This is a genomic window from Psittacicella hinzii, from assembly GCF_003585935.1.
Lineage (GTDB): Bacteria > Pseudomonadota > Gammaproteobacteria > Enterobacterales > Psittacicellaceae > Psittacicella > Psittacicella hinzii.
Window position 1 is genome coordinate 23,769 of record NZ_NRJG01000021.1, and the last position, 13,094, is coordinate 36,862.

Consider the following 13,094-nt stretch of genomic DNA (forward strand, 5'->3'; position numbering starts at 1 on the left):
CAACCTAAAGTGATATACAGCTAACTCTAAATTATTTAACTACAATATTAACAAGTTTGTTAGGTACGTAAATTACTTTTATTACTTGTTGTTCTGTAGTAAATTTCACTACGTTTTCGTCAGCTAGTGCAGCTTGTTTAACTTCTTCTTCAGTTGCTGCAGTTGGTAATTCTAAACGTGCTCTTAATTTACCATTTACTTGTACCACGATTAATTTGGTATCAGTTTCCATTGCTTTTTTATCAGCAACTGGTAAAGCTGCGAAATCTAACACTGAATCACGACCTAAAAGTTTCCATAGGTAGTGAGTAATGTGTGGAGTTAATGGTTGTAATAATAACACTAAAGATTCAACCGCTTCGTGCATTACCGCAAAGTCTAAAGCTGTTTCTAATGGGTGTTTCGTTAATGAGTTCATTAACTCCATTACCGCCGCGATAGCTGTGTTATACGCTTGACGGTTTTCTACGTCATCACGTACTTTAGCAATCGTCATGTGCACTAAACGACGGATTTCTTTTTGTTCTTTGTTTAGGTCAGCATGATTAAAGCTTAAATCTGTAAAGCCTTTTTCTTTTGCACCTAAAACCACATCATGGCTTAAATTCCATACACGACGTAAGAAACGTGAAGCACCTTCTACACCAGATTCAGACCATTCAAATGAAGCTTCCATTGGTGCACCGAACATAATATACAGACGTACAGCATCCGCACCATAGGTATCTAACATTTCTTTTGGTGAAACCCCGTTGTTTTTCGACTTAGACATTTTCACCATGCCGTTATGAATAACTTTATGTTTACCGTCTAAAGTCGTACCGCCAACGATTGCACCTTTTTCGTCGCGTTGAATGTTAACTTCTTTTTCTTTTAACCATACGCGTGAACTATTTTCATCAACGTAGTACCAAGCATTGTTTAACACCATGCCTAGTGGGATATATTGATCGATTGGTTCATCACATGCAGAAATTAAACCTTCATTACGCATTAATTTGTGGAAGAAACGTACGTATAGTAAGTGGAGCACTGCGTGCTCGATACCACCTACGTAGTTATCTACTGGTAACCAGTAGTCAGCTTCTTCTTTGTTAAACATGCCTGTATCACAAGTTGGTGAACAGTAACGTGCATAGTACCATGATGATTCCATGAACGTATCAAAGGTATCTGTTTCACGTGTAGCAGGTTGACCTTTATAAGTCGTAGTTTGCCATGCTGTATCATGTACTAGTGGGTTTGTAACTTCTCCGCCTAATACAACATTTTCAGGTAATACTACAGGTAAATCTTTATCTTCAACCGGTACAATTGAACCATCAGCAAGTTTTACCATTGGGATCGGACAGCCCCAGTATCTTTGACGAGATACACCCCAGTCACGTAGACGGAAGTTAACGTGGAACTCACCTTTACCTAATTCTTTTAATTTGTTACCAATAGCAGCGTGTGCTTGTTCTGATGTTAGACCATCAAACTCACCTGAATTAAAGAGTACACCTTTATCGGTAAATGCACCTTTAGAGAAGTCCCAATCTGCACCATCAGTAGCTTTAATTACTGGTTTTAAAGCAATGTTATATTTTTGTGCTACTTCCCAGTCACGCTCATCGTGCGATGGTACTGACATTACAGCACCTGTACCATAAGTCATAAGTACGAAGTTAGCAATGTAAACTGGAACTTCTTGTTGGGTTAAAGGATGTTTAACTTTAACTCCTAAATCAAAAGCTAATTTCTCCATGGTAGACATATCAGCTTCTGAAGTTTTAACAGCTTTACATTTTTCTACGAACTCGTTTACTGCAGGATCTTGTTTCGCAATTTCTAGCGCTAATGGATGTTGAGCTGCAATAGCACAGTAAGTTACACCCATGAATGTGTCTGGACGAGTCGTAAATACTTTTAAGTTCGCTAATGCAGGATCAACCGTAAACTTACCTGTATTAGTAACTTCGAAAGTAATCTCAACCCCTTCTGAACGACCGATCCAGTTACGTTGCATTTGACGTACACGCTCTGGCCATTTGTCCATATGATCTAGACTATCAAGTAACTCTTGCGCATAATCAGAGATCTTAATAAACCATTGATCTAATTCACGTTGTACTACAGGAGTATCACAACGCCAACAACAACCATCAACTACTTGCTCATTTGCAAGTACGGTTTTATCTTTCTCACACCAGTTAACCGCTGATTTTTTACGGTAAATGATACCTTTTTCATATAGGCGAGTGAAGAATTGTTGCTCCCAACGGTAGTATTCAGGACGACAAGTTGTTACTTCACGATCCCAGTCATAACTAAAACCTAGTTGTTTAACGGTTTTTTTCATGGACTCAATATTTTGATAAGTCCATTTTGCAGGAGAAGTGTTGTGGGCAATCGCTGCGTTTTCAGCTGGCATACCAAACGAGTCCCAACCAAATGGGTTTAATACGTTTTTACCTAGCATACGTTGGTAACGTGCTACTACGTCACCGATTGTATAGTTACGCACGTGACCCATGTGTAATTCACCTGATGGGTAAGGGAACATTACTAAGCTATAGAATTTCTCTTTGTTTGGATCAACTTCTACGTGGAAAGTATTGTTGTCTGCCCAGAATTTTTGCGCTTGCGCTTCTAGTTCATGGGGCTTATAAATATATTCGCTCATGAGTAAACCTTGTTAGAAAGTACCAATCAAACATAAATATAGGATTAAACATCCCTTACTAGTTAATAACTACGCAAGTAACGTTTAATTCTGCTCATAAAATATTAACCAGCCTTATAGCGGTTAATTTATTTTTATACCATATTTTCGTAATTGATACCCATATTTCAGGAGTAAAAAATTTTAAATCTGTCGTTAATTATACTCTAGGCTACTAGTGCTTGCACTATAAAAACTTACATATGTAGATAATTTTATAAAAATTGATCTAAAAGCTAGTTTTAATCTTTCTTAACACAAATTACTCGCCGTAATCTCGCACATATTTAAGAAAAAAAAGCAAAAAAGTAGTAAACTTATATAAGAGTAAACTAGGTATTTCTGTGCCTAAATTTTATCTAGATGGCATTGCCCTTAGATAACTAATTTAGCGTCACTTAATCTAAACATATACCTAGCCTACACCTTGAAATAAATAGGCAAAAAGACCAGTTATTTCTTGGTAGTAATCTTCTTATAAGCGCAAACTATAAACTCTAAAACTATAAACGCAAAAAGCTATAACTAAAACAAGAAAAGAAAAAACAACAACTAAGCTTTAACCAACACAATTACATTCACAATTAGTACTAGCCCCTAATTGGAATTATTCTTTTCTCGTGAATAAATATTTCTTAAAAGAAAAGTAATTATCACAAGAAAGAACTTTAATAGCTTGAATTGTAGTTATAGTTAACCTATTAATTGATGTTATAGATGACCTTAGCAAGTTCAAGTTAACCCTCATATAAGGTTCACTTTCGGTTCTATTAAGTTTGTTGCTTTGAGATTACTCTTTACTTACTTTTACCACTCTCACCAGAATCCTTAAGTGTTGATTCTTATCCGTTTGCTTATTGCTCGGCTCTAGTGTTTAACACTAAAGTTGAGCCTTTACCACTGATTTAAATATTATGGCTCCTGTAAAAAAAGATATAAAATTCCTCGGAGAAACTTTTTCGTTCCCCGTTAAAGATACAGATTATGCAAAAGCGATAGCTGATCGTGCAGCTGATCGTATGCAAGCCTATTATCAATTAGTTTTAAAGAACTTCGTTAACCTAACACCAAGCTTATCCCTTAAAGATCGTGAAAACATAGAAAAGGGAACTTTTGCAGTGCCTTCAGATAAGAAGTCATTCTTTGCTGCGACTATTTCATATAACGCCATCAAAGAATTAATTATTCATGAAGATGACAACAAAAATCTTAAAAACGAAGTTGAACAGTTAAAACAAACTGCTGAAGCTGAACAAAAAGAACTTAATGTTCAACTTTTAGCTAAAGATAATAAAATTAGTCAACTTGACAGTAAAATCTCGAGCTTAACAGAAACGATTAATCAGCTCGAAAATGATAAAAGCTTGCTCCAAGCTGATATCAATAAATCTACAGAAGCCTATCAAAGTCTAGAACACGACTTTAAAAACACGCGTGATAATCTAGAAAAATCTTTAGCGCAAGCTAAAAACGATCTAGCCGAAGCTAAGAAACTTAGCCAAGCAGATCTTAAAGCTGCTAATGACAAAGCTGCTCAAGCTTTAGCTACTTTACGTGCTGATTTAGAAGCGCAGTTAAAAACTGCTGAACAAAAAGCAACTGAAGAACTAGCTAAAGTTAAAGAAGAATTATCTATTGCTAATAGTAAACATCAAGCTTTAAACACTAAATACACTAATTTAGATAAAGAGTTTACGAGCTTAGAAACCAAACACCAAGCTTTAGAAAAACAACATCAACAAGCACAAGAGCAAGTAAAATCTTTACAAAATCAAAGCTCTATACTTAATGATGATTTAAGCGCAGCGCAACAACAAGTTAGTAAAATCGAACAAGAGTTAGCAGCAACCACTGCTGACCGCGATAGCGTGGCACAAAAACTAACGCAAGCGCAAGAACAAGCGCAAGCTGCTGCCACCAAGCACGAAAAAACTCTTGCCGAGCTGAAAACTGAACACGAAAGCGCAGTAAATAAATTAAAAGAACAGCAAGAACAAGCTCTAGCTAAACTCAATGATGAGAAAACGCAAGCTGTTAATAAGCTCGAACAAGAACTAAATACCAGTACACAACAATGTACAGATTTAGTTAAAGCTAAAGAGCAAGTTGAGTTTGATTTACAAGTTGCTAACGACAACTATGCTAAAGCGCAGGCCGAATGCAAAAGTTTAGAAGAACAACTAGATTACGCTAATACTGCTAGTGAAGAACAGCAAAAACAATTAGCACAAGCGCAAGATGAACTAGTTCTGAAACAAGATGAACTTAAAGCTGCACAAGAACAAGTTGCAAATCTTGAAGAAGAATTAGCCCAAGCTAAAGAGAATCATACTCTAGATCAACAAACTTTAGCTGATAAAGAGCAAGCTTTAGCGCAAGCTGAACAAAAACTAGCTAAAGTAACTGAACAATTAGCGCAAAGCCAAAAACAAACGGCCGAACTTGAACGTAAATACACCCAAGTACAACAGGCTGAAAGTGATTTAGCAAAACAACTTGAGGCCGCACAAGAGCAAGCTCAAGAACTAACTGTAGAATTAGCAGAAATTACAGCCCAGTTAGATCAAGCGCAACAAAAAGTAACGCAAACGCAACAAGAGCTTACACAAGCCAAAGAACAAGCAGCACAAGATCTAGCTAAAGCTCAAGAAGAACATGCTGCTGAACTAGCTAAATTAGCTAGTCAACATGAACTTGAAGTGGCGCAAGTAGATCGTAACTATACTCATGAGTTACAAAGAGTAGCAAGTAAAGAACTTGAACTAACGCAATCGCTAGAGAAAAGCCAAGCTTTATGCTTAGAACTAACAGAACAACGCGAAGCAAGTCAAGAGCAAGTGGCTTTACTACAAAGTCAACTTGCAGCTCTACGCACCGAACTTGAAACTCAAGTTGCTAATTTAGAAGCTCAAGCTAAACAACAAGCTGAACAAGCTGATTACGCTTTATTAGCTTGTAAAGAAGCACACGCAAGTGCACTAGAAAACTTACAAGTTACAGCAGCTAAACAAGCTGAGGATCTAGAACAAGCTCTAGCCTCAGTGCAACAGCAAGTACTAGAACAAAGCGAACTTGCAAGCGCAGCCCAAGATGAATTAGTACAAGCCCAAGAGCAAGTAACTACTTTATTACAAGCAAAAGAAGATGTAGAGTTTGCGTTACAAGTTGCTGAAGATAAAGTTCAAGTACAAGCTAAAGAGTTAGAGCAAGCACAAGAACAATTATTTGTAATTGCAAAACTTGAAGCTGCACAACAAGCAAGTACCGAACAAGTAAACTCTTTACTGCAAGCTAAAGAGGCACTAGAATTAGACTTAGTTGCAGCCCAAGAGCAAGTTAGCAGCACGCAACAAGAATTAAGTGCTAAGCAAGAAGAACTTGCCCAAGCACAAGAGCAAATTAGCCAACAGCAAGCTAAAGGACAAGAGTTAGTTGCCGCGCAAGAGCAAGTAAACAACTTATTACAAGCTAAAGAAAGCTTAGAATTAGATTTACTTGCAAGTCAAGAACAAGCAACTAAACTTGAACAAGATTTAAGCGCTAAACAAAGTGAACTTGAGCAAACGCTTGCTAAACTAAGCTCGCTTGAACAAGAATTAACGCAAGCGCAAGAGCAAGTTACAACTCTATTACAAGATAAACAAAATCTTGAATTAGATTTAACTGCGGCGAAAGAACAAGCTCAAGCTTTAGAACAACAAGTTGCTAATAGCCAAACAGAATTAGCTAACTTACAAACAGTAGCTACAGATTTAGTTGCTGCTCAAGAGCAAGTAACAACTCTACTTAAAGCTAAAGAGCAAGGTGAGTTTGATTTACAAGTTGCCCAAGATAACCTAAGCAAAGAACAAGCACAGGTTAGCGAGTTAAACTCTAAACTTAGCCAAGCACAAGACGAATTAACGCAAATACAGCAAGCTTTAGAGCAAGCTAATAAGCAACTATCCCAAGCTCAAGGTGAGTTAACGCAAAGTCAAACTGCTCTGTCACAAACGCAAGAGCAGCTCTCACAAACTCAAAGTGAGCTGACCCAAGCACAAGATGAACTTACGCAGCAACATACTTTAGTTGAGCAATTACATTTAGAACTTGATGAAGTACAAGCGAGTGCAGAACAAACTGAACTTGCCCATGCTGTACATATTGCTGAATTAGATACAGCTTTACAACAAGCTATGTCACAAAACGAGCAAGCTACTCAAGTGCAAGCTCAACTGGTAGCTCAAGATTATGTATCGCTTGAACAAGGTGAACGCTATGGTGAATTAGTTGAAGCACACCAACTTTTAGCTTTAGAGTTAAACAACAGTTTACAAGCCCTAGAGCATAAACAAGCTGAAACTGCAGTAATGATGAATTTCATGCAAAAATTACAACAAAAACAGCATGAAATGTCATTAGCGCAACATGAACTAAAACAGCAGCAAAGTTCTTACAAAGAACAATGTGCTAAAGAGTTCGAGAAAGAGCGTCAACAGTTACAACAAAAAGTAACTCATGCTAACCAAGTTAACTCTGATTTACAAGTTAAGTTAGAGAATGTACAAAAAGAGTTACGTCAACAACGCTCATTACAACAAAAAGCTCAAACTGCCGAGCAAGAAGCACAACAAACTTTAGTGAAACTTGAAGGTGATTTTGCTACACTTGAAGCGGCACATGCTGCGTTAATGGTGAAACACCAAGCTCTAGAATTACAAGTGCAAGAACAAGCTGCTCTACAAGCACAAGAGCAAAGCCAAGCACAAAACCAAGAGCAATTAGCAGCGCAACAAGCTTTAACTGCGCAAACGCAAGAACAAGCTACGCGCATTAATACCCTTGAACAAGAACTAGCTACAAGCAATGCCCAAGTTACAACTTATGCAACGCAGGTAGCAAGCTTAGAGCAAGAACTTGCATCTGCACAAGCTGCTCTAACTGATAAGCAAGAGCAATTAACTTTAGTGCAAAACCAATTAAGCCAAGCCCAAGAAGCTACAGCTAATACTGATAGCCAAGCTTTAAGTCAAGCGCAAGCTAAAGTAAGCGAGTTAGAACAAGCTTTAGCGGCAAGCCAACAACAATTACAAACTCTTGCAGACAATGCGGAAAAACAACTAACCTCTCTTGCTGCGCAGCAACAAGCACAACAAGATAGTGCAGTTAATGCCTTAGCGCAAGAATTAGCCCAAAGTCAACAAGAGTTACAACTTGCCCAACAAACTATTGCTCAACTAACATCGCAAATGCCAACATCTATTGCACCAACTAATCCAGATCAAGCTTATCAAAATCTTGAACAAGAGTTTATTGCTTACCGTAAGCAAGCAAGCTTTAATCAAGAAACCGTACGCAGCGAAAATACCCACTTAAAACAAAAACTTGAACGTAATCAACAAGTTTTAGTGGATATTCGTGGACGCTACGAAGCACAAATTAAAGAGTTAAAAGCTAAACTACAACAAGCACAAGAAGGCAACACTTTAGTTCCTCGACCTGCAGCACAAGCTGAAGTAAATAATAAACTTGCTGGTCAAGAGAATAAAACTAATGAGGCTAGCCAACAGCGTATTCTTGAGCTTACTTTAGCTAATCAACAGCTAGAAGAACTAGTGACTGACTTAAAAGCACAACTGGTTAAACAAGGCCAAGTTGCTGATGATCAAGCGCAGAAAAATAATAGTCAACTAGCAGCACAGTTAGAAATTGCTCAACAACAAGTACAAACGTTAATGGCACAACAGCAAGCGCTACAAACGCAAGTGCATAACTTAACGATTGATAAAGAGCAACTTACTAACCAATTAGCTGAATTAAGTGAAGAGTTTACGCAACAACAGCAAGCTCAAGATGCTGAATTTGCTGAAGTTGTAGAACACGAACAAGCTCTAAACGCAACCATTGCGCGTTTAGAACAAGAGCTAGCACAAGCTAAAGCAGAACTTGCAGCACACCAAGGACAAAATCCTGAACAAGCAAGTGAAGGTAAACCAACCCAAGAAGCTAGCAACCAAGCTAACGCTAGTACCCAAGCGAATGCAAGTGCGCAAAATACAGAAGAAAACACAGTAACCGATAAGGAAAGTGCAAGTCAAACTTCGCAAAGCGTAAGTAGCACTAGAGTTGATACTTTACCTGCGGTTAATAAACCTAACCTAACGATAGTTTTCTCTGATAATCCAGAAACTATGCGTCGTCAAGAAAACGTTTTAGATATTCTGGCACGTGAAAAACATCGCTTTAACAGTGTACTCGTTGGTCTAAACGAATTAATTAAGGAATTGCAACAAAAAGCTAAAAACGAGATCCGTAAAGACGACAACCGTAGTCGCCAACGTCTTGAACAGCTACAAAAGCAATTTCAAAAATTAAAAGAACGTGTAGCTAACTCTAAATAATGTTTTAGCCCTAGGGATACTCCCTAGGGCTAAACTTATTTATTACTTGTACTTCAAACTAGTGCAAATACAAATCAAATAGTCTGTTCAAGTCATTACTCTGTAAGAGCGAACAAGAACCAGAATAAGGGCAGTAAGAACTTAAGCTCAAATACTCCTAAAAACTCAATTAATTTACTGACAAGAACAACTATCAACCTTAGCAATTTAAAAATAATTTTGTAATTAGTTTATCTGCCAAATTTTGTTAAAATGATAGCTAAGCTAACAAATCATGATAGTTTTAGAAAATTTTGTTAGCCATAAACTCAAAATTAAATTACTTTTTCTGCAAATTTTAAAATAAATTTAACATTTATTGTTTTTAACTTGTTCCCCCTTACATTAAGGCATATTTGGGCATAATGAGCCGATTATAACTGTAGTAGCACAACTTTTTCTTACAGCTAATCCATATACATTTATTCATGTTAATTTTTGAGTATATGCGTAAAGATGACGTATTTTACAATAATCTAAGCTCTTTAAGCACCGGAATATCTCTATCTAAATCAACAAACCTCAAACTAACATTTTCCCCCTTTAAGCAGGACACGCAATTAAGTACTTTTTAGGGCAATGTTATAATAATGTTGACACGGAAATAGAGTACTTCATCCCTCTTAGCGTCACTTTCAATCTCACAATATGGATTGCTGTGAGCTTAATAAGTCATATCTCTTAAAACCCTAATTTAAGACTAAGTTCATCACGCTAAGAATTATTTTCCTACCTAGTTATCTCTTATTATTTACAAATATACTTATATAGTTTAGAGCTTGAGCACTTAAAAACTTATAAGCTCAAACAAACGCAAGTATTTCCCAACAAGTAATTAAGAGCATTACTATTAATCTCATCAAGAGTGCAATCTTATAAAATAAAAAACTACAGCTTGCAGAGCTCAAGCAATAGCATATTTTAGGAAAGCCGCAAAGCCTTAGTTATTTTTCGGACAAACATCTTTTTCCTGAGTTTAATATTTTTGTAAAGCAATAATCTAAGACTAATTTGTTTTAATTAGCAAACTATCTTAACTTAACCTAACTTAAGCTCTCTCGTATTACTTTTTTGGAACGTTTATTTTGGCGCTGTGTTTGCTCGATTTGTTGTACCTCTTCTTTCAAAAGTAAGTGGTATATTTATCCAGAGTAGGCAAGATAACAAGTTATAGCTTTTACTACAATACAGCAAGGCAAATCTTTGGCTGCTGTTTTGCAGTTGTTCAGTAGCAGTTTTGAAACAATTTTGAAACAGTTTTATAGCTGTTGGTAACAGTTTGCTTAGCTGTTTTATGCAACTATTTTGTACAAAACTCTTCTTCAAGATCATGTAAAGTTGTATGAAAAAATAGTAATCCACTTTATTGTTTTGAAGCTACCATATCTATAGACTATCTTATCTAGAGATTACCTTACACCTGAGATCTCTTATACCAAAGATCAAAGGATTCTCTTACTTTAATAAGTTACTCATTATTACCTTTCAAGTAAATAGTAAACTTATCATTTCTGACAAAATAAGCCCTAAAGTAACAGAAGTATAAAAATTATTCTGATATTGCTTACAAATACCTAAAAAAGGTTTACAATGGATATATAGGCATAAAAGTAGTTAGATGGATTTAGCGATTTTTGTTACGCAACAAACAACAAGTTTTAGCAACCAAAGTAGCTTCCAACTAATAGGATAACTATGGTGTACCAAGGAACTAACATCTAGTTCTCCATCACCATTATCATCCTTAAATTACTTACTTTTGTACCTAAACCTTTTATATTCAAGGTTGTATCAAATAAACCTTTTATCTTTTTATTAAACTCTATAGTTATCACCTTAAGTTAAACTTGTAAACCTCTTTACCAGCATAGCTTAGTTGATTAACTGCCTCTGATCTATACTACCAATTTTTAATACTCAAAACCAAATCTTTGGTAATCACTTCTTCTTTCTTATTCATTTGTCCACACTTAAACTATATAGGTCTATCCTATTTTCTCTAAGATTAGCGTAACTCTTACTTAAAAATTCCTAGTATTACTTCATACAGTGTCAATGAGGCATGTTCCTCAAAGAGATCCCATCTCTTAAACATTAATACCTTTACCCTATAGTCAATATTACCTTGTAACTTAAGCCATCATTGAAAACTGCAAGTTAAGTTTTTGATTATGTTCAATGCTAATAAATAGTTGCCCAATTAGTTTTCGCATGAATATCCACTAATACAGGTCACTATTAACTAGTAGTTAATAATTCATGAACTTTGCAGTCGTAAGTGCTCTTCTTTGCGGTTAAGTTTTTCCTAACTGCGGTAATATTCATAAATTAGGGTAATAACTTGTTTAATGTTTACTTGTTTATCCAGTTATTAACCTTGAATTCACTTCTAAGTAGTTAAGATATATTGATGGTTGTGATATACTTGCTCGTGCTAGTGTCATCTACAACAAGGCAATCTTACTGCTTAGAATTACTATCCCAAGTAAGATTTTATGTTGAAAATACGAACGCAAACTTACGCTCTAACTGCCAAATTTGCTCAAGTAGCAAATGTCAATAAAGCAGTGAATATCGTATATTTCCATGGCTTTACCATGCATGATAATAATTATGGCTTGGTTTTAACCATGTATAAAGCCGGATTAATCGACTTTATTCCAGGATCGAGTGAAGAGCAAATGTTTGCTGCTAAATTAGATAATCAATTTGCCACTGATTTAGTCGATACAGAAAGCTTACATAAAGTTGACGCTAAAATAGCGACACTTGCTCAACAAGCTCCGGTAAATAAACCGACTTTTGATGAACAAGGTAATCCCAATTATGGTATTTTAGTCACTGTAAGTTTTGATTACACTACCGATGCTGGGTGCAGTTTAGAGACGTTTTTAAAACAACTGGCTCAAATTCTTGGTCAAAGAAAGAGTGTTTTATTTGCCTATAGCTACGGTATTTTAATTGCTCAATTCGTGCTTGATAAATTCAGTAATTTCCCTGAAGAAAAAATTCTTGCATTCCACCGCATAGTGGCAGCCTACGGACTAAACGGTAGTCTCTTGCCATATGACGACCAATATTCAATTAATCCAGAACAAGCCATTCAAACAGCCGTAAACTGGAGCTGCAAAGCTATCTCGGCTTTTGCGATGAATATGGGAATGCCGCAAGAACAAATTGCGTTAATTCGTAAACGTGCTAAAAATGTAGATGACGAAGTATTTAAAGCTCAAAAACAAACACTAGTTGAGCTCTACGCGGTTAGTCAATATTATAGAGAATTGTTAGATAAACAAATCCTCTTAAACAAATGGCGCTCATTCCAAGCTGCTACAGACGATAAAATTTTCCCTGTAGAGAATCTACTAAAACTCGGACGAACCTATAAGTTACAAGTACGTACCGTACGGGGAGAACACTACTTATCTCCTGCTGATTTAGTAGATATTATCAGCGCATCTACTTGTTATGAAGAAATTTAAAATTACTCTTTCTTTATCAGGCATTAGTTTCGATTACGATAATAGTATTCCTCTTTTAACAGCTATCGAACAACAAGGTATCAAACCAGAATATGGTTGCCGAGAAGGTTACTGTGGTTCGTGCCGTACAGTAGTAGCTACTGGTAAATGGCACTATCCCTCACCTCCTCTGGGTTTTGTACGTCCAGGACAAATCCTCTTATGTTGTGCAGTAGTTGAATCTGATCTCATTTTAGAATTATAAGATTAGCTCTATTAAATGCTTTGAGTGAAGCAAACTGCAGTTAAATACGTTATTAAAACAATTAAAACTATATCAACATTAACTTCAGACCACCTCGCCCCATTACACAAAATCGAACTCATATGGGACAAAGTTGCTTCCTATCCTCGGTTTTTTAATAGATAAGCATATATCAATATCGCGCAAAAGCTTATAAATATATTTGCTTGATAAATAAGAAGATTTTACTAATATTAATATTAGTA

The 13,094-nt window shown here is 36.2% G+C and carries 4 protein-coding genes; 3 read left to right on the forward strand and 1 reads right to left on the reverse strand.

Annotated features, from left to right (window positions below; all coding sequences use genetic code 11):
- Nucleotides 1-31: 31 nt before the first annotated feature.
- A complete protein-coding gene (gene leuS / locus CKF58_RS01310; protein ID WP_119530186.1) occupies nucleotides 32-2,665 on the reverse strand; it encodes a leucine--tRNA ligase in 2,634 nt (877 codons plus the stop codon).
- 953 nt (nucleotides 2,666-3,618) lie between these two features.
- Here leuS and CKF58_RS01315 point away from each other — a divergent pair.
- From CKF58_RS01315 to yfaE, 3 genes are all read left to right on the forward strand, one after another.
- The gene (locus CKF58_RS01315) at nucleotides 3,619-9,084 is read left to right on the forward strand and encodes a hypothetical protein (protein WP_119530187.1); all 5,466 of its coding nucleotides are present in this window, start codon (nucleotides 3,619-3,621) and stop codon (nucleotides 9,082-9,084) included.
- A gap of 2,534 nt (nucleotides 9,085-11,618) precedes the next feature.
- On the forward strand, nucleotides 11,619-12,605 hold the full coding sequence (locus CKF58_RS01320) for a DUF452 family protein (protein WP_119530188.1): 987 nt from the start codon (nucleotides 11,619-11,621) through the stop codon (nucleotides 12,603-12,605).
- A complete protein-coding gene (gene yfaE / locus CKF58_RS01325) occupies nucleotides 12,592-12,849 on the forward strand; it encodes a class I ribonucleotide reductase maintenance protein YfaE (protein WP_119530189.1) in 258 nt (85 codons plus the stop codon). Before CKF58_RS01320 ends, yfaE begins: the two co-directional genes overlap by 14 nt.
- Nucleotides 12,850-13,094 lie beyond the last annotated feature (245 nt).